Annotated in this window: 17 protein-coding genes; 4 read left to right on the top strand and 13 right to left on the bottom strand. The window is 70.4% G+C overall.

The window, feature by feature from the left end:
* Nucleotides 1–14: 14 nt before the first annotated feature.
* A complete protein-coding gene (locus OG226_RS45160) occupies nt 15–1013 on the bottom strand; it encodes a L,D-transpeptidase (protein WP_328685310.1) in 999 nt (332 codons plus the stop codon).
* 529 nt (nt 1014–1542) lie between these two features.
* Nucleotides 1543–2667, bottom strand: a complete 1125-nt coding sequence (locus OG226_RS45155; RefSeq protein WP_328685309.1) for an NAD(P)/FAD-dependent oxidoreductase — start codon at nt 2665–2667, stop codon at nt 1543–1545.
* A 207-nt stretch (nt 2668–2874) separates the two neighbouring features.
* On the opposite strand from OG226_RS45155, the gene OG226_RS45150 reads away from it, so the two are divergent.
* The 4 genes from OG226_RS45150 to OG226_RS45135 all read left to right on the top strand — a co-directional run bounded on the left by OG226_RS45150 (nt 2875) and on the right by OG226_RS45135 (nt 6186).
* The gene (locus tag OG226_RS45150; RefSeq protein ID WP_328685308.1) at nt 2875–3981 is read left to right on the top strand and encodes a hypothetical protein; all 1107 of its coding nucleotides are present in this window, start codon (nt 2875–2877) and stop codon (nt 3979–3981) included.
* Nucleotides 3982–4263: 282 nt separating this feature from the next.
* Nucleotides 4264–4404 (top strand): hypothetical protein, encoded by a 141-nt coding sequence (locus tag OG226_RS45145; protein ID WP_328685307.1) that lies wholly within the window; start codon nt 4264–4266, stop codon nt 4402–4404.
* 62 nt (nt 4405–4466) lie between these two features.
* The gene (locus OG226_RS45140) at nt 4467–4763 is read left to right on the top strand and encodes a hypothetical protein (RefSeq protein WP_329352376.1); all 297 of its coding nucleotides are present in this window, start codon (nt 4467–4469) and stop codon (nt 4761–4763) included.
* 205 nt (nt 4764–4968) lie between these two features.
* On the top strand, nt 4969–6186 hold the full coding sequence (locus OG226_RS45135) for an IS110 family transposase (RefSeq protein ID WP_329352327.1): 1218 nt from the start codon (nt 4969–4971) through the stop codon (nt 6184–6186).
* 503 nt (nt 6187–6689) lie between these two features.
* Here OG226_RS45135 and OG226_RS45130 read toward each other — a convergent pair.
* The 11 genes from OG226_RS45130 to OG226_RS45080 all read right to left on the bottom strand — a co-directional run bounded on the left by OG226_RS45130 (nt 6690) and on the right by OG226_RS45080 (nt 18903).
* On the bottom strand, nt 6690–7892 hold the full coding sequence (locus OG226_RS45130) for a beta-ketoacyl-[acyl-carrier-protein] synthase family protein (protein WP_328685306.1): 1203 nt from the start codon (nt 7890–7892) through the stop codon (nt 6690–6692).
* A 29-nt stretch (nt 7893–7921) separates the two neighbouring features.
* Nucleotides 7922–8164 (bottom strand): acyl carrier protein, encoded by a 243-nt coding sequence (locus OG226_RS45125; RefSeq protein WP_328685305.1) that lies wholly within the window; start codon nt 8162–8164, stop codon nt 7922–7924.
* A complete protein-coding gene (locus OG226_RS45120) occupies nt 8137–9207 on the bottom strand; it encodes a beta-ketoacyl-ACP synthase III (protein ID WP_328685304.1) in 1071 nt (356 codons plus the stop codon). The genes OG226_RS45125 and OG226_RS45120 overlap by 28 nt, the downstream gene beginning before the upstream one ends.
* On the bottom strand, nt 9204–11075 hold the full coding sequence (locus OG226_RS45115; protein WP_329352374.1) for an acyl-CoA dehydrogenase: 1872 nt from the start codon (nt 11073–11075) through the stop codon (nt 9204–9206). The genes OG226_RS45120 and OG226_RS45115 overlap by 4 nt, the downstream gene beginning before the upstream one ends.
* Nucleotides 11072–11869 carry an AfsA-related hotdog domain-containing protein gene (locus OG226_RS45110; protein ID WP_328685302.1) on the bottom strand — a complete coding sequence of 266 codons (798 nt, stop codon included), beginning with the start codon at nt 11867–11869 and terminating at the stop codon, nt 11072–11074. Before OG226_RS45110 ends, OG226_RS45115 begins: the two co-directional genes overlap by 4 nt.
* Before the next feature lie 52 nt (nt 11870–11921).
* Nucleotides 11922–12815 (bottom strand): SDR family NAD(P)-dependent oxidoreductase, encoded by an 894-nt coding sequence (locus OG226_RS45105; RefSeq protein WP_329352372.1) that lies wholly within the window; start codon nt 12813–12815, stop codon nt 11922–11924.
* 590 nt (nt 12816–13405) lie between these two features.
* Complete coding sequence (locus OG226_RS45100; protein WP_329352371.1) at nt 13406–14608, bottom strand: 3-oxoacyl-ACP synthase III family protein; 1203 nt, start codon at nt 14606–14608, stop codon at nt 13406–13408.
* A gap of 417 nt (nt 14609–15025) precedes the next feature.
* Nucleotides 15026–15541, bottom strand: a complete 516-nt coding sequence (locus OG226_RS45095; protein ID WP_328685299.1) for a potassium channel family protein — start codon at nt 15539–15541, stop codon at nt 15026–15028.
* A 93-nt stretch (nt 15542–15634) separates the two neighbouring features.
* Complete coding sequence (locus tag OG226_RS45090) at nt 15635–17656, bottom strand: APC family permease (RefSeq protein WP_328685298.1); 2022 nt, start codon at nt 17654–17656, stop codon at nt 15635–15637.
* Nucleotides 17657–17890: 234 nt separating this feature from the next.
* Complete coding sequence (locus OG226_RS45085) at nt 17891–18235, bottom strand: DUF6368 family protein (RefSeq protein WP_329352369.1); 345 nt, start codon at nt 18233–18235, stop codon at nt 17891–17893.
* A gap of 14 nt (nt 18236–18249) precedes the next feature.
* Entirely contained in the window at nt 18250–18903 is a 654-nt protein-coding gene (locus OG226_RS45080; RefSeq protein WP_329352368.1) for a nuclear transport factor 2 family protein, read from the bottom strand.
* Nucleotides 18904–18928 lie beyond the last annotated feature (25 nt).

Raw genomic sequence — 18928 nt, 5'->3', positions numbered from 1 at the left:
CCCACCGCGGCGCGTCACAGCGCCGCGGTCGTCCCCTCGCCGGAGCCGCTGCCCGCGAGCCACTGGCCCCAGTCGAGGTTGAAGTCGGCGTAGCCGTTGTCGGCGGGGGCCTTGCCGCGGGGCGATCCGGTGATGGTGATGGGGTCGCCCTGCTTGACCTGGCCGTAGAACCACTCGGCGTCCGACAGGGACAGGTGGACGCAGCCGTGCGAGCCGCGGGCGCTGCCGCTGCCCGGGTTCGGGTCGCCGGTCGAGTAGTGGACGTAGGTGCCGGACTGGGTGAGGTGGATGTCCCACGGCAGCGTCAGGTCGTAGTAGTTGGCGCTGCCCTTGTCGCAGCTGATGCCGACGCTGCAGGAGGTCATGTGGACCTTCTTCTGCTTGTCGATGACGGCCATCGTGCCGTCCCACGTCGGGTACTCGGCGCTGCCCGCGTTGATCGACAGGGTGCGTACCGCCGCGCCGTTCTTGGTCACCTTCATGGTGTGGTTGGTGACGGAGACGTCCGCGCGCACGTCGTCGCCGACCTTGAAGGTGTGCGTGTAACTGTGCACGCCGTACCGGCCGTTGCCGTTGGTGACGCCCTTCATGTCGGCGTCGATCTTCACCGTCGTACCGGAGGGCCAGTACGTCTTCGGGCGCCAGTCGACGCGCTTGTCGCCCATCCAGTGCCAGGCGCCGACGACCGACTGCGAGGCGCTGACCTTCATGTGCTTCTCGACCGTGGCCCGCGCCTTGGACGCCACCGGGTTCGTGAAGATCACCGAGATCGGCATGGCCACGCCGACCGTGGTTCCCGTCTGCGGGGTGATCGTGTCCAGCAGCATCGGCGGGCCCAAGGGCTTCGTCGGCGACGGAGAGGCGGTCGCACTCGCCTTGTCCGACGCCTTCGCGTCGTCCCCGCTCGCCTTGTCGCTGCCGCCCCCACCACAGGCAGTCGCACCCACCAGCACCGCACCCGTGACGAGTGCGATCCCTATGCTGCCCTTGCGCCGTCCCACGACTTGCCCCACTCTCTAGCTCCTCGACCTCGACCCTGACGGGCCCGACTCACTGTCAGACAGCGACAGAGGGGGCCTCAGTTGCGTGCGTCGCGTAAAACGTCTCTCAAGACTCGGTACGCACCGAGTGATCTGTGACGACGAGTGCCCGGCGCCTCCGGCTGCCGCACCCCGCCCGATCCCGGTCCCGGCCCCGAGCCCGATCGCGACCTCTGCCGCCGCCCTGGCGTCTACCACGAAAGGGCCGAGGTATGCCGAACCCGAGCACCGGTTCGAGTTCGCCGGGGTCGTTTCGGTGACGACGGAGGCCGCGGCGGTTCGACCTGACCGACTCCGACCACCGCGTCCCCATGGGGTTCGGCACGTCGAACGGGCTGATCTTCTCCAGGCCAGGGCACAGCGTGATCCGCACCGGTATCAGTGGGGCCAAGGTCAACGTCGGCGTCGAGTCACGTCGGTCTCCGCCGGCGCAGACGTGAGCGGCTCCCGCGCCGTCGCACCCCGTAGACGATCACCGCACCGGTGGCGCCTGCCCGAACCGTCACCGAGGGAACCGCTCCGGCCGGAAGTCCGCCAGCAACTCGTCCCTCTCCCCGCCGAGGATCTCCGCAGCGAGCAGCCGGCCGATCACCGGCCCGAGCGTGATGCCGCTGTGAGTGACGGCCTCGTAGTAGCCGGGAACGGACGGCACCGCTCCCACCGAGGGGAATCCGTCGGCCGGGATCGGCCGGAACGCCACCTGCGCCTGTGCGATACGGGAGTTGGCGAGGTCGGGAATGACGCGCCGCGCCAACTCGTGGAGCAGCCGCGCGAGTTCCGCCGGTTCCTCGCCCGTGTCGATGAGTGCGTCGACCTCACGGCTGTGGAGGACCATCGAGGCGTCTCCGTCAGGGCGCATCTCGATGTGCGGCGCGTGCACGGTCCGGTGGATCGGGACCGGAGCACAGTCGATCCGGGTGACGACGCCGGGCTCCCGGCGCATCGGCAACTGCCGTGCTACGAAACCGGCGACGTGGGAGGCACGCGGGCCCGCCGCGTTCACCACGACGTCCACGGCGAGAGTGTTGCCGTCGGACAGGTCGACGGTCCGGACGCTCCCGTCGGCTCCGGTCCCGATGTCACGGACCTCGGTGTCGGAGCGTAACTCCCCTCCTGCTGCGACGGCTTGGCCGACCAGGCGGTCGACGAGACGACGTCCGTGCACCCAGGCCTCGTCGGGGTAGAGCACGACGGGAACCTCGTCGGGCAGCGCGAGAGCGGGTTCGAGGCGGCGCCGCGCCTCGGCCCCCGTGGACACCTCGACCCGGTAGCCCCAACTGCCCAGCAACTCGGCGGTCTTCAGGAACCTCGCCTCCGCCACGGGATCGTCCGTCCAGCGCAGATGGCCGCTGGGATACCACCACGAGTCCGGCCCGATGATCCCGGCCAACTCACGGTGCGCCGCCATACCCGCGACGTTCAGGTCGAAGTAGGCCCTGGTCACGGTCTTGTTGCTGGCGTTGGCCCACGAGAAGGACCAGTCGGTGACGCCCTCGCCCGGCCGGCCGGCGTCGATGAGGACCACCTCGGCACCGCGCCGGGCCAGGTTCCAGCCCACGCAGGCTCCGAGGATGCCCACGCCGACGACAGCGACACGTCGAGACTGCCTCCCGGACTCGGCCCTCATGAACGCCCCCTTCCTGGATCACGGGTGCACTCAACTCCCGTTCCCAGCATGCAAGACGGGGAACGGCGAGCACTACGGACGAGCCGGAGAAAGCTGCGCGATCGACGTGCGAAACGGCCGAAGATGTCCAACCCATGCCGCCTACGTACCGATATCGACACCTTCCGTACCTACTGGCGATCACCAGGGCCCGGCACAATCCCCCGTGTGACGATCACCCAGGGCGCACCGCCGCCCACGCGCAACACTCCCGTCGCCCTCGCCCGAGGGATGGTGACGGGCGGTGTGATCGGCGCGTCGTCGGCGGCTTTCGTCGTCGGCTGCGTCATCGAGAGCGTGCCGCTGTGCGTCACGGGCGTGGCCCTGCCCGCGGTCTACGGCCTGCTCTTCTTCCTCACCGGTATGCCGAGGCGCGCCCGGGAGGCGGCGATCCCGCCCCGCACGGCACTCGCGCAGATCGAGAGCCTGGAGGCCGTCGGGGGCGAGGCGACGAGCGACGTGGCGGTCCGCTTCGATGTCACGGTCGCCCCGGACGACGGCATACCGGCGTACCGCGTCCGGTTCACCCAGCACATCAACCTCGCCGACCTGCCCGACTACCGCCCCGGCGGCGTCGTGGTGGTCGAGTACCCACCGGACCGGCTGTGGAAGGTCCGGATCGTGAAACGGCCGACACCGGAATGGCAGGACCGGATGGCCGGCGCCCGCCTGGACTCGGCACCGGGCCCGGCCGTGGTCAGCGAACCCTCCGCGGGCCGTGCCGTCGGCTTCGTCACGCTGCTCGCGCTGCTCCTCGCCGCGGCCGGTGTGATCCTGCTGTTCCGCGCCGACCTGTTCGACAAGGACACCTCCGCGCAGCAACCCTCCTCCACCGAGCCCTCCGTCTCCTCCTCGTCCTCGACCACGGTCGTGTCGTCGGCGTCCGGCACGGTCGCCCTCGGCCCCGGCCAGTCGTTCCTCGAAAAGGGCGAACTCCGCCGCGCTGTCGACTCGTTGACCAAGGGCAAAGGCAAGAACACCGGCCAGGCGCTCACGGTCGTCGTACAAGAACGCCTGCTGTCAGTGGTGTTCGCCCCCACCGGCTCACAGGCCCCGCACTTCGACCCGGGTTCCGTCCCCTACGAACGCTTCCCCGCCCTGGTCGAAGAGGCCAGGTCCGCCCTCGGCATCCGTTCCCCACAGACCTGGCAGATCACCACCGACCGCCTCACCGGTTCCCTCACCATCCGCGTCGGCGTGACCGGCTCCGACGGCACGGCCTCGCTTGAGGCGAACGGCAAGGGCGAGGTGGTGCGGCGCACCCCGGCCCGCTGACAGCACCGAGGCTCAGTTCGGCGACGCGATGGACAACCAAGAACAGGAGAAGGGCAAGCGACATGGGCTGGCACGGATATCTGGTGCTGTGGTGCGCGGTGTCAGGCGCGTGGGCGTGCTCGGATACGGCATGTCGCTGGCGAGGTTGACCCGGGCCCAGCGCACGGTTCGGGTCATGGCCGGGTCGAGCGGGTACGGGAACCCCGGCACGGAAGCTCCCAGAAGGACGGGATTCCGCTGGTCGTCTCCTTCCAAGACCCTTCCACCGGACGGGAGTTCACCGTGACGAACGACGCCGACCACGGCCACCGGATCACCGCCGCCTGGACGGTCCGCGAGATCGGCATCCGCTACCGGCGCGGCAGACCACACGCCTACCGCTTCACCACCGACCTCCAGGCCGACCAACACGGCCGCGCCTGACCCAACTTCGCACTCTTCCTCCTCTACGTCGGTCTTGTCGCCGTCGCCGCGAACGACTGGGGTTGGCCCTGGGCCCTGCTCGGCTTCGGCGCACCCTGGACCGTCTCCGTCGCCTGCCACCTCCCGCAGAGCGCACGCGCGGCAAGCCGCCGTACGACGCGCCGGCCTCCCAACTGCCCGTCCAGGGCCGGATTGTCGCCGTCCTCACGGACACCAGCACCGACAACGAGGGCTACACCTCCACCGGCCACACACCGGTCATCACCTTCACCACCCACGAGGGCACGACCGTCACCGCCTACCCCGTTATGTTTTCCGCGGTCCTGCAAGAGGGCCGCTGGCCTCCGGGCCCGGTATGACTGTTGCCCCCTGTCGAAGGCATGACCTGGGGGGTGGTGTCACCGGGCCCGGGAGGTGCCGTCGGAGACGCTGATGAGAGGTCCGGCCACCGCCCGGTCCGGCGCAATGCCGGACAGCTCGCGGGCGGCAGGTCTGCATAACGTGGATGCGCGCGTACGACACCAACGCCGAGGCCGGCACGTTCAACTCCCTTGGAAGGGCGCGATGTTCGACACCGAAGACGTGGGCGTGTTCCTCGGCCTGGACGTCGGCAAGAGCTTTCATCACGGGCACGGGCTGACTCCCACCGGCAAGAAGGTCTTCGACAAGCAACTGCCCAACAGCGAGCCGAAACTGCGGGCCGTGTTCGACAAACTGGCCGCGAAGTTCGGCACGGTCCTGGTGATCGTGGACCAGGCCGCATCCATCGGAGCCCTCCCGCTCACCGTCGCCCGGGACGCCGGCTGCAAAGTCGCCTACCTGCCCGGACTCGCGATGCGGCGGATCGCCGACCTGTATCCGGGCGAGGCCAAGACCGATGCGAAGGATGCCGCGGTCATCGCGGACGCGGCCCGGACCATGCCGCACACCCTGCGCGCCCTGGAGCTCACCGACGAGATCACCGCCGAACTCACGGTCCTCGTCGGCTTCGACCAGGACCTCGCGGCCGAGGCCACCCGCACCTCCAACCGCATACGCGGCCTGCTCACCCAGTTCCACCCGTCACTGGAGCGCGTCCTGGGCCCCCGCCTCGACCACCAGGCCGTCACCTGGCTGCTGGAGCGCTACGGCTCCCCGGCCGCACTGCGCAAAGCCGGCCGCCGCAGGCTCGTCGAGCTCATCCGGCCCAAGGCCCCGCGCATGGCACAGCGGCTGATCGACGACGTCTTCCAGGCCTTGGACGAGCAGACCGTCGTGGTCCCCGGGACCGGCACCCTCGACATCGTCGTGCCCTCCCTGGCCCGCTCTCTCGCCGCTGTCCACGAACAGCGCCGGGCCCTGGAAGCCCAGATCAACGCCCTGCTGGAGGCCCACCCTCTTTCCCCGGTCCTGACGTCGATGCCCGGCGTCGGCGTCAGGACCGCCGCCGTCCTCCTGGTCACCGTCGGCGACGGCACCAGCTTCCCGAGCGCCGCCCACCTGGCCTCCTACGCCGGACTCGCCCCGACCACGAAGTCGTCGGGGACCTCGGTCCACGGCGAACACGCCCCGCGAGGCGGAAACCGCCAGCTCAAACGCGCCATGTTCCTCTCCGCCTTCGCCTGCATGAACGCCGATCCCGCCTCACGCACCTACTACGACAAGCAACGAGCCCGCGGCAAAAACCACACCCAGGCCCTCCTCCGCCTCGCCCGCCAACGCATCAGCGTCCTGTTCGCCATGCTCCGAGACGGCACCTTCTACGAATCCCGCACGCCCGCGGACGTCGAGCTCGCCGCATGACCCCAGCAAGACCGAATCACCCCAAACCCCACAGGGACGCCTTGACGAAGGACATAGAGGCACCCCCCCGACGGGCTGCCCGACCCGACGAACTCGTACGGCCGCGACATCACGATCCACTACACGCCCGACAACCCGGCCGTCTTCACCCTGGACCTCGCGTCCGAACACCGTTCCCGCGCATCCGAGATCGTCTTCAGCGTCCTGGCCCTTGTCGTCGCGGCGGCGGCGACCACCGTGGGAGCGGTCGCCGTCGCGCTGTGAGGCCCGGCATTCTGCGATACCTCGTCACGCGAGGGGCGGGCCAACTGGGGCGCGCAGGGCTGGCCCAAGCGGCTCCACGTCACGCCTCGGACCGGTTGAAAGATATTGATCATTATCCTTCGCTCAATTCCCGGCCCGCCGTTTCCAGATCACTGGCCAGCTCATCGAGGGGCGCGATCACTGTGATTGATCCGTTCGACCCGCGCTACGCCGAATCCGCCCGCCGCTCCGCGCACCGCTCAGGCCGGCCGGAAGGCCAGCACAGCGTTCTGCCCGCCGAAGCCGAACGAGTTGCTGAGCGCCAGGGAGACCTTGCCGGTTCTGGCCGTGCCGCTCACCAGGTCCAACTCGGCATCGTCGAGCGGGTGTTGGAGGTTGGCCGTGGGCGGGGTGATCGTATGGAAGACCGTCAGGGCGGTGAGCGCGGCCTCGATCGCTCCGGCGGCGCCCATGGTGTGGCCGGTGACACCCTTCGTGCCGGTCACGGACGGGCCGCCGCTCAACAGCCTTTCGATCAGTGCCCCTTCGACTCGGTCGTTCAACTGGGTGCCGGTTCCATGGGCGTTGACATGGTCGACGTCTGCGGGTGAGGCGTCGGCATCCAACAGTGCGCGGCGCAGGGCGAGTTCGGCGCCCGCTCCCTGTGGGTGGGGTGCCGTCTGGTGGTGGGCGTCGGCGGACGCGCCGTGGCCCGCGAGGGTGGCGTAGCGGCGGACGCGGCGGGCGGTCGCGTCGGGGGCGCGTTCGAGGACCAGGACGCCCGCGCCCTCGGCCAGGACGAATCCGTCGCGGTCTCTGTCGAAGGGGCGGGATGCCGTCGCCGGGTCTTCGGCACGTCGGGAGAGGGCTCCCATCCGGGCGAAGGCCGCCGAACAGAGCCGGGTCACCATGGCGTCGGCGCCGCCCGCCAGCGCGATGTCGCAGGCGTCCGAGCGGAGCAGGTCCACGGCGATACCGATCGCCGTGGCGCCCGAGGCACAGGCCGTGCTCGTGTGCATGTTCGGCCCGCGGGTGTGCAGGTCGACGGCTATGTGGCCGGCCGCCATGTTGGGCAGGAACATGGGCAGCGTGAGCGGCGAGACCAGGCCCGGGCCCCGTTCCCGTAAGCGGTCCTGCTGGGCTTCGAGGGTCGCGACACCGCCGGCGGCCGAACCCATGACCACGGCGACCCGGTCGCCGTCCCAGGTCTCCGGCGTCAGCCCGGCGTCGACGACCGCCTCCCGCGCCGCCGCGAGGGCGAGGAGCGTGTAGCGGTCGACGCGCCAGTGCGGCACTCCCGGTACCAGGGTGGCCGGGTCGAAGCCGGGGACGCGACAGGAGAAACCAACCGGCAGGCCTTCCAGTTCCGGGTCGTCCGTGGCCGTGGGGTGGCCCGAGCAGACGCGTTCCCAGGTCCGCTCGCGCCCGATGCCTGCCGGGGTGACCAGACCGATCCCGGTCACCACAGCTTCCGCCCGGCCAGCGGAAGTTGTCACGACGTCGCCGCTTTCAGCTTTTCGACGAGGTCGACGGTCTCCTGCACGGTGAGGGTGCCCACCGCCTCGGAGTCCTCCAGCGGTATCGCCCACTCCTCCTGGAGGGTCAGGAACAGTTCCATCACGGCGAGGGAGTCGAGGCCGAGGTCGTCGTAGGAGATGTCCGGGCGGACGGTGCCGGCGGGTACCTCGAACTTGCCGCTCAGTGTGGTCACGAGGTGGTCGTAGACGGCGGACATGAGTCGAACTCCTTGCGTGTGGGGCGGGGTTGGGGTGTGTGCCGCACGGGTTTCGCATCGGGCCACGTCATGGCGATGGAGCCCCAGGTCAGGCCGCCGCCGAAGGCGGTGAGCAGGGTGCGGGCGCCTGGCCGTACGACGCCTCGGGCGGCGGTGTCGGCGAGGGCCAGGGGAAGCGAGGCCGCCGCGGTGTTGCCCACCTCGCGCAGGTTGCCGTGACAGCGGGTCGGCGGGATGCCCAGCCGGTCGGCGACGGAGTCGAGGATGCGCTGGTTGGCCTGGTGCGCGACGAAGGCGGCGACGGAGTCGGTGGTCCAGCCCGCCCGGTCGAGAACCGTACGCGAGGAGGCCGCCATCTGCCGTACGGCTCGGGCGTACACCTCCCGGCCGCGCATGCGGAAGTAGCGTTCCTGGCGAGGCAGTTCGTCGGTGTACGGCGAACTGGAGCCGCCCGCGGGGATCGTGATGAGGTCGCTGCCCGTGCCGTCGCTGCCGAGGTCGAAGTGGACCAGGGCTCCGGGATCCGGCCGGTTTCCTCGCGTCAGATACGCGGCGCCCGCGCCGTCGCCAAAGATGACGGCGGTCTCCCGGTCGCGCGGGTCCACGATCGTCGAGTACGTCTCGGCCGCTACGAGCAGCACGCTGTCGTACGCGCCCGCCATGAGCAGCGCCGAGGCGACGGCGGCCGCGTAGACGAAGCCCGAGCAGACGGCCGCGAGGTCGAACGCCGGGGTGCCGGTCATGCCGAGCCGGGCGGCCAACTCGGGTGCTGTGGCCGGGCATCGGCGGTCTGGTGTCGTGGTCGCGAGGATCAGCAGACCGGCGTCGTGCGCGCCGGCCGACTCCAGTGCGCCGCGCGCGGCTGCCACCGCCAGATCACCGGTCGAGGTGCCTGGTCGGACGCGATGGCGGCTCTCGATTCCGGTGCGGCCCCGGATCCACGCGTCTGACGTGTCCAGACCTTCGCGCACCAGTTGTTCGTTGGTGATCCGGTCCGGTGGCAGAGCCGCCCCCAGCCCGGTGATCACCGCGGCGGCGGTCATGTTGTCTGCCCACCGCTCGCGAACAGGGCCGCCACGACGTCCTGTTCGGCCATCGGAGCCCTCAACCGCGCGTCCGGCGGCGCGCATCCGTCCAGGAGTACGGCGAGATGAGGGTGTACGGCGTCCAGGGCGCGGTCGCGTTCCTGGTGCACGCGGCGGGCGTCCGAGGGGGTGAGTGATCCGTTCTCCAGGTGCCAACTCAGCGTCTGTTCCAGTGACGTCATGGCGTAGAGGGCGTGGAGGGCGTGCAGCGCCGGGAGGTGGGGCGCCGGGTCGGTGCCGGTACGGGTGGACTCGGCCTCGGCGACCGCCGCCGCGAACGCCTCCAGCAGCAGGCGCTGTTGGTGTGCGTCGGCGAGTGTGACGAGGCCCGGGAGCAGGGGGTTCCAGGTCTCGAAGGCGGTCTTCTCCTCCACGGGGAGGCCTTCGACGCAGCCGCGCAGTTCGGTGAGGAGGCCGCGTTCGCGGAGGAGCGCCAAGGCCAACGCCCCAGCCGGGGAGACCAGTTCGCCAACGGCCGGCGGGACGGGGACCGTGTGGGTGAGGTCCTCGACGAGTTGCTTGCCCGCGTCCAACCGGATGAGGAGGTTGTCGCCCGCGGCGGCCTGGTACACCTGTGCCAGGCCCTCGTACTCAAGGAGCCGGTTGACGGTCAACAGGCCCTGGGCGCCCGCTCGTTCGCGGCTGACTCCGGCCGCGTTCCGCAGGATGCGGGTCGCGGCCACCTTGGTCAGGGCCTGTTCGCGGCTGACCGAGGCCCAGGGTGCCCACACCGGGCGCCGCGCCGCGGAGAGGTCCGTGGGGGCCCTGCGCTGTCGTACGTACTGCGCCTTGATCCGGGCGACGAGGAAGCCGCACGCGTACACCTCGGCGAGGGCGCCGTAGAGGGCGTCCTGCTGGGTGCGGTAGTTCAGGACGGGGAGGTCGGTGCCCAACCGGCCCATGGTCAGGCGGTGTTGGCTGTGGCGGATGCCGATGGTGACGGCGGCTCGGGCTGCCGCGGTGAGGGCGGCCGCGGCACCGGTGGAGGCGTTGGAGGAGACCGAGAGGGAGCGCACCAGACGTCGGTCCGGGTCGCCGAGGGGGTCGGAGAACTCGCCGTCGGGCGCGATGGAGGCGTCGTCGCGGAGCCAACCGTCGTAGGGGACACGGGTGTTGTCGAAGGTGACGAGGGCGTAGTTCAGCGGGACCGAGGTGGTCTCGGGGAGTTCGGTGATGTGGATGCCGTCCGTGATGCGGTCGGCGTCGCGGACGCGGACCGCGAAGGGGAACACCCCGCACTCCTGGCCGGCGAGGAGGAGGCGGGCGTAGACGATGGCCATGTGGGAGCGACCCGTGCCGGCGACGTGGGACATGAACTTGGCCGCGGTGGGGTCGGGGGTCCGTAAGGTGAACTCCCTTGTGGCGGGGTCGAATCGGGCCTCGGTGCGGGTGGCGAGGTGGCTGTTGCCGCGGCCGATCTCGGTGATCATGATGGAGCCGAAGGTCTCGTGCCGGTCGACTTCACCGATCAGCGGGTCCAAGTACGGGCCGGGCCTGCCGAGTTCGGTCATGGCGGCGACGCACACCGCGTACTGCACGGTGCCGGCGAGGAAGAGGGGTGGGTCGACGGTGGCGGACCACTCCAGTACGGCGAGGAGTCGGGCCGGGTCGCGCTGCAGGGCGTTCGCTCCGCCCACCCACTCCCCCAGGGCGCGCAGCCGGTCGTAGGTCCGGGCGTGGCGTTCGGGGCCGCAGGGCGGTGCGGACCGTTTGAACGGCGGGGTGTCGAGCAGGCCGTCCAGGGCGTCGGCATCGGGCCTTGTGTCGCCATGGACGAGTCGCCGTAGCAGCTGGGCGGTGTCAGTGGCCGCCTGGTCGGCGGTCATGCGGCGGGGGCGGCGCGCAGCAGGGTGCGCCGGGCCTGGCCGTCCTCGATGGCGAAGACGAGGGCGGGGCGGAAGGCGTGCAGGTCGATGCGGACGCGGCTGCAGTCCTGGCCGGCCTGTCGCACCCGTACCTCCGCGCTCAGGGGGATCTTGTCGTCCTCGGCCGGGCCGGTGCGGGTGAACGTGCCCGTGAGGAGGGTGGGCAGGGGGAACACGAAACGGCTGAACTCGAAGGCGCTGGCGTGCATCACCGCGTAGTAGGGCGGATGGCCGGTGGGTGGGAGCCAGATCTCCGACACCGCCCAGGTGACGAGTTGGATCGACGCCTCGATGAGGAGCATGCCGGGTACGTGCTGCTGGTCGGCGGTGTGGTCCCGGAGCATCTCGGTGTCGTTGACGACGGCCAACTGCGCCTGGAAAGCGTCGCCTTCGACGTGTGCGTCGCCGATGAGGACGTTGTCGCGGCTGTGCTTGAGGACGCTGTGCCGGGGCACGGCGGTCGGCGGTCGGCCCTCGGGGAGTACGGCCGCGCCGTACGCCTTGAGGAGTTCGGAGGTCAGGTCGCTCCACTCGGTGTCGTCGACCCCGAGTCCGGGACGGATGCGCAGCGGGTTGTCCTGGTCGGGGGGCCGGCGGCGCAGTCGGTCGCGGAGTTGGGACGCCGTGGTGAAGTCCGGCTGGACGCTGGCGTGTTGGAAGGACTCGCCCACCACCCACTGGTGGCGGGAGTCGTCGTCCTGGTGGAGGGACTCGGTGTCGTTCGGCTCCGACGACCGCGTCTGATAGTCCGTCATCTGTCGCTCCTGCGCTTGCAGTTGGGGGTCCCGGGACGGGGCGCGTACGGGGTCAGGCGGCGAAGGGCGAGGCGGGCTTGGGGATGCCGGCGAGGCCGCCGTCCGGGACCGAGACCCCGCCGTCGCAGACCAGGGCGTGTCCGGTGACGGACGAGGCCGCGGGTGCGGCCAGGAAGAGCGCGGCGGCGGCGACCTCCGTGGCCGTCAGCCAACGGCCTTGCGGTACATGGCTCATGAGCCAGTCCGACAGCGGCGCGTGCTGCTGCATCGGCTCGGTCATGTCGGTGCGCACCCAGCCGGGGCACAGGGCGTTGACCCGGATGCCCTGCCGGGCCCAGCCGACGGACAGCGAGCGCATCAGGGAGAGTTGGGCTGCCTTGGTGACGGCGTACGCCTCCATCGCGGGCGTCGCGATGAGTCCGGCCACGGACGACACCAGGACGACGGCCGCCTTCGGGGAGGCTGCCAGGTGGGGGTGGGCGGCGCGGCACAGGTCGACGGTGGCGCCGATGTTGACGGCGAGCAGCGGGTCCCACTCGGCGGAGCTGCTCTCGGCGAAGGGGACCAGGTACGAGGTGCCGGTGTCGTCGGCCGGGAAGGCGCTCGCGTTGTGGACGAGGATGTCGAGGCCGCCAAGACCGGTGACCGCTTCGTCGACGAGGCGTGCGGCCGTCCCCGAGTCGGCGAGGTCACCGCACGTGATCGCCGTCTGCCGCCCGAGCTTGCGCACCTCCTGCTCGGCGTCGTGCAGCGCGTCGTCGCTACGGGCCGCCAGCGCGACATCCGCCCCGGCCTCCGCGCAGGCGACCGCGATGGCACGGCCGATGCCGCGCGAGGCGCCGGTCACGAGGACCCGGGCGCCGTCGAGACGGAAGAGGGAGGCGAGGGGGCCGAGAGCGGCGGGGTCGGTGGAGACGGTGGCGGTGGACGAGAGGGGCTCGGTCACGACTGGGCTCCTTCGGGGCGGGGTTCGCGGTGCGAGGGACTTCGGTGCGGGGCGCTTCGGCGAGGGCTGATTCGGTGCTAGGCGCTTCGGTACGGGGGGCTTCGCTACGAGGCGCTTCGGCACGAGAGGCATCGGTGCAAGCGGCGTCGGTGCGACGGCGTTTGGTGCGAGGGGCTTCGGTCCGGGGGCTTCGGCGCGGGACGCTCCCGTGCGAGGGGTTACGGCGCTAAGCCCTTCGGTCGGAGGGCTTCGGTCCGGGGGCTTCGGCGCGGGACGCTCCCGTGCGAGGGGTTACGGCGCTAAGCCCTTCGGTCGGAGGGCTTCGATTCGGGGGCTTCGGCGCGGGACGCTCCCGTGCGAGGGGTTACGGCGCTAAGCCCTTCGGTCGGAGGGCATCGGTTCGAGGGCTTCGGCGCGGGACGTTCCCGTGCGAGGAGTTACGGCGCTAAGCCCTTCGGTCCGGGGCTTCGGCACAGGGGCTTCGGCGCGGGGCGCTCCCGTGCGAGGGGTTACGGCGCTAAGCCCTTCGGTCGGAGGGCTTCGATTCGAGGGCTTCGGCGCGGGACGTTCCCGTGCGAGGAGTTACGGCGCTAAGCGCCTCGGTCGGAGGGCTTCGGTTCGGGGGCTTCGGCACCGGGCGCTCCCATGCGAGGGGCTATGACGCTAAGCGCTTCGGTCCGGAGAGCTTCGGTTCGGGGAGTTCGGTTCGGGGGCCTCAGTTCGGGGACCTCAGTTCGAGATGCTTTCGTGTTGGGGGCTTCGGTTCGGGGTGCGGGGACGATGCCGTGCCGCTGTGCTCTGGTCCAGGTCAGGACCGTGCTCCCCCAGGTCAGGCCCGCGCCGAACGCGGTGACGAGCACCCGGCTGCCGGCCCGGAGCCGTCCGTCGTGGTCCGCGCTCGCCAGGGCGTACGGGATGGAGGCCGCGCCGATGTTGCCGACCTCGTGCCCGACGATCACCACCCGGTCCTCGGGGACTCCGGCGTCGGCCGCGGCGCGACGTAGGAGGAGGGGGTTGGGCTGGTGGGAGATCAGCAGGTCGATGTCCGACAGGCGCAGGTCGTTGCGGTGCAGGGCGTCGCCGAGGACCTCGGGGAAGATCCGCAGGATGAAGTCCCGTACGGCCTTGCCGTTCATGTGGACCTTGTGGCGCCGGTCGGCGAGGGTCTGCGGGGAGGCGGGCAGTCGGCTGCCGCCGGCCGGGATGAGGACGTCGCCCGCCGCCGTACCGTCCGACCCCAGCCGGATCGAGGCGAACCCCTTGCCTCCCTGGACGGGCCCGAGGATCGTCGCCGCCGCTCCGTCGGCGAACAGCACCGCCGTGGCGCGGTCGGACGGGTCGACGAAACGGGAGTAGACCTCGACGCCGACCACGGCGGCATAGCGTTCGCCGGTGCCGGAGCGGAGCCAGTCGTGGGCGACCCGGGCGGCGAACAGCCAGCCGGAGCAGGCCGCGGCCACGTCGAAGGCGACCGCCCGGTCCGCGCCCACCAGTGCCTGGACCCTGCACGCGGTCGACGGTCCCAACTCGTCGGGGGTGGAGGTGGCGAGGACGAGCAGACCGAGTGCGGATGCCGGGAGACCGGCCGCGGTGAGTGCCTTCCGCACGGCTTCGGCGGCGAGATCGGAGGCGGCCTGATCGGGCTCCGCGATGTGCCGACGCAGTACGCCGGTCCGCTGGACGATCCAGTCGGGGTCGACGCCGGCCGCCTCGGCGACCTCGTCGTTGGTCAGGATGCCCTCGGGTAAGCACGTGCCGGTGGCGAGGACGCCGATGCTCGGCGCTGGGGACACCGTGTACCTCCAAATGGCTTGCGGGGTTTGCCAGTTCGCCGGAATCCGTACGCACGGTCGGCTTCCGCCAGATTGCCCGCCGGGCACGATGTCCAGCAGGGCGCGAAGGAAGAGGTTGAAGCACTCGTCGAATTCGGTTTACACCCCCCGCGATTCCACACACCCCAATTCACGCTGATCCACGCCGATTCACCACGGGATGCCGTGCAACACACAGGAATGTTGAGCGTGTTGAATCCGGCTTATGCGAACTCCGGTACCTCTGGCGTCAATTACTGCCTACGGACAAGGCATTCGGCGAGTTCCGACGTGAGCCCCGGAATGCAGAAACTCCGGAGACACCCGGCACATACGACAACAGCCGGACCACGCCGAACAGTTCATGCCCGGAGACGCACCACACCCGTCCGGTGCCGTTCACTGCGTCTCGCCCTTGGCCTCGCCCTTGGCCTCTCCCTTGGCCTCTCCCTTGGTGGTGAGCAGGTGTTCCAGGCGGTCGAACCGTTCGTGCAGGGCGTGGGCGGTCTCGTCGTACGCCTCGTGGAGGTCGTGTTCCGCGCTCCGGACGAGGTGGTGGCGGCGGGTCTGTTCCCGGCCGACGAACCAGGTGGCGAGCGCCGCGGTGACGAGGCCGTACGTGGTGATCCCGACGACCATGACGACCGATCCGACGAGCCGGCCCCACAACGTCACGGGGTAGAAGTCGCCGTAGCCGACCGTGGTCGCGGTCTCGATCGACCACCACAACGCCCTTGGATACGTGGTCAGGTTGGCGCGCTTCGCCCCGTCCTCGGCGGCCACGACCGCGTACGAAGCGACGAGCATCACCACGACGAGGACGGCCGTCGCGGCGCCCGCGGTCTTCAGGTGCAGCGAGCGGCCCTCCCGGGCGAGCAGCAGGTTCATCGCCTTGGTCAGGAATCCGGGCAGCATGTTCGGATCGTGTGGGACGGGCCGCACGTCAGCGACGTCCGGCACGCTCCGCCAGGGCTTCGGTCACTCGTACGGAGGTGGTCCGGACCCCGGTCACCCGTGCGGGTCCGGCCGGCATTCCGGACCGCCGCCGACCACCACGCTGTACGGCAGGATCGTGACCACCACGGACGGCAGTTCCTCCAGGGCGCGGGCGATGCGTTCGGCGGTGCCGCCGTGCAGGAGGCGGCCGAGCACGGTGGTGTAGGTGCGGCGGGCGATCAGCAGGGTGAGCGCGGTGTGGCCGTCGGCGGTCTCGCGGGCGGCGAGTTCGGTCAGGGCCCGCTCCAGTCGGCGGTCGGGGCAGTCGACGATCTCCAGCGGGACATCGGTGGTGCCTACGGCCTCCCAGCGCGCCACCAGATGCCGGGCGCGCACCGCGTCGACCGCGACGTGCACGGCCCGCACCTCGTCCGGCCTCAACTCGTGGGCGTAGCGCAGCGCGTGGAAGACGGCCGGGTCCACGGCGTCGACGAGGACGCACACGACATGGCGGCGCCGGCGTGGCCGGTCGCTCTGCCCGGCGGGCGGGAGTGACTCCACCTCGGCGGTCTCCGCGCGGTATTCGCGGTTGATGCGGATCAGGGCCCACACCCCGAGCGGGAAGACCACGACGACCAGCCACGCGCCCTCGGTGAACTTGGTGACCGCGAAGATGAGCACCACGAGCGCCGAGACGACGGCCGCCGTCGCGTTCACCGCGATCTTCCAGCGTCGGCCGGGTTCGCGTCGGCGTGCGTGGTGGACGGTCAGTCCGGCGCCCGCCATCGTGAACGCGGTGAACACGCCGATGGCGTACAGCGCGACGAGCCGGTCCACGTTGGCGTCGGTCACCAACAGGAGGGCGAGGGCGACGACGGCGAGCGTGATGATGCCGTTGGAGAAGGACAGTCGGTGCCCGCGCCGGGTCAACTGCCGTGGCAGGAAGCGGTCTTCGGCGACGAAACTGGCCAGGTAGGGAAAGCCCGTGAAGGGCGTGTTCGCCCCGGTGTAGAGGATCAGCGCGGTGGCGAGCTGCACGAACACCAGCCCCACGGTGCCGGACACCCCGCTGCCGAAGACGAGTCGGGCCTCCTGTGCGATCACGGTCGGCGTGCCGTCCGTGTAGGGGACGGCGTGGGTGAGGTGGGCGAGACCGGAGACGCCGAGCACGAGGACGCCCAGGACGCAGCTCATGGTGATGAGCGTGCGGCGGGCGTTGCGGCCCTGCGGTTCGCGGAAGACGGAGATGCCGTTGGAGATCGCCTCCAGGCCGGTGAGCGAGGAGCCGCCGTTCGCGAACGCGCGCAGCACCATGAACAGCGACGCCCCGTACAGCCACCCGTCCCCCGGCGTACCGAGCGGCACGACACCCTGCGCGTGGACGTCGGCGTGCGGCAGATCCCCGAACGCCCAGCGGGCCACTCCCACGGCGAGCATCAGTCCGACCGCCGCCATGAACAGGTACGCGGGCACCGCGAACACCCGCCCCGCCTCGCGCAGGCCGCGCAGATTGCCGTACACCAGAATCAGCACCACCCCTACGCTGACGGGGAGTTGGAGGTGGTCGATGCCGGTCCAGCCGTTGCCGACGAGGTGGGCGAGCGAGATGAGCGCGTTGGTGCCCGCCGAGACCTGGACGGCGACCGTCACGACGTAGTCGACGAGGAGCGCCACGGCGGCGACCTGCGCGACGTCGGGGCCGAAGTTCTCGCGGGCGACGACGTACGACCCGCCGGCCCGCGTGTAGATCGTGACGACGTCGCTGTAGCAGAGCGTCAGCAGCACCAGGATCAGCAGGATCGCGCCCGTCACCGGCATCAGCAGCGTGAAGGCGGCGACCCCGACCACCGGCACCAGGACCCGCAGCATCTCCTCACTGCCGTACGCCGACGAACTGATGCAGTCCGAGGCGAGGACGCCGAGCGCCGTCCGGTTGTCGAGCTTCTCCCGCTGGATGCGCCCGGTGACCAACGGCGGCCCGAGCAGCCGACGCTTGAGACGGTAGGTGAGCGGTTCGGGAAGGTACTCGGTAGGTGGCTGGGGCGCCTGGGAATGGTCGGACGCGTCCGGGGCGGGTACGGCGGGGTCGGTCATGGAACCATCACACCCGGACTCGTGACGGCATCTGTCGAGGATCACCCGTGAGGTCCCTGAACTGCACCCGGCCGGGGGGACGGTGATCCTTGGGACGGGCGGGACGGGGGCGGACGGGGCCCGCGCGGTGGGTACATGATCACGGCGTCCCGCGCCTTGGCGGTCGCGACCGGAGTGCGCCGGAGAGGCTTCCTGGCACTGACTTGCCCAGCTTGTGGGATCGACGCCGAGGCGCTACTTGATCAAGTGGAATTCGGGATGGTGCAGCCAGGCTTCCAGGAACTCCACGTCTCCGACGTGTCGAAGCCACCGCCCATCGCCGCAGGTGTCGTAGGAAACCTCCGTGACTCTTCCCGGGAGAGCTGATGCCAGTGCTCTCGCCCGGGCCAGGACTGCTTCGTTCCCCGCGCCGTCTCCTCCGGTGGGGTGGTCGGTCAGGAGACCGTCGAAGTCGATCAGCGCGCCGAGTCTGCGGGCGAGAGGCGGCGTCAGACGGCTGAGCGGCACGTGGTTCGTCGCACCCGAGCACGCGACGCCGACTACGGCTACGGAGTTGGCTGATTGATGGACCGTCAGCACCGGGGACGGTCGGCTCAGTGCTTGTTGACGGCCGAGGCCCAGTCGAAGTTCACGCCCATGTCGGAGTACATCTTCGAGTAGCCGACGAAGCAGTTGAACGTCGTGACCTTGCCGTTCTTCAGGTACCAGAAGTCGGCGGTCGGCGCGTCGACCTTGCGGCCGTTGCCCTGGACGAAGCCGCCCGTCGGCGACGGGAGTTGTCCGTCGAACGTGCCCTGGATCGACAGCTCGATGCTGATCGTGTCGCCATTCACGGTGATGCGCTTGAGGTCACGGTGAACGTCGGAGAAGAGGCCCTTCATGTACGGCAGCACGCTGCCGAGCGCCTTACCCCGGTAGGCCTGGCCGGCGACCATGTCGTCGAAGACGCCGTCCCTGGTGAAGCTGTTGACGAACGTCGGGACGTCGATGTGGCTGCCCTCCGCCACGTAGTAGTCGCGGAGGACGATCGCGAGGTTGGCCTTCTCGTGCTTGGTCAGCTGGCGGTCGGTGAGCGGCAGCTTCGCGAGCTGACGGGCGGTCAGGGTCGGAGCCGCCGAACTGTCCTGCACCGCCGACTTGTTGTGGACGGGGCTCGCCGCCTGTGACGGCACGGCGGCGATGGAGAGACCGCCCAGGATCGCTATCGCGGTCGCGGCGGTGATCGACTTCCGGCTGAGCAGCTTCATGACGTATTCCTCCAGGTTCGCCGAC

The organism is Streptomyces sp. NBC_01261 (assembly GCF_036226385.1).
In the GTDB taxonomy this organism is placed as follows: Bacteria; Actinomycetota; Actinomycetes; order Streptomycetales; family Streptomycetaceae; genus Streptomyces.
This window is presented reverse-complemented; position numbering and strand designations above follow the sequence as displayed.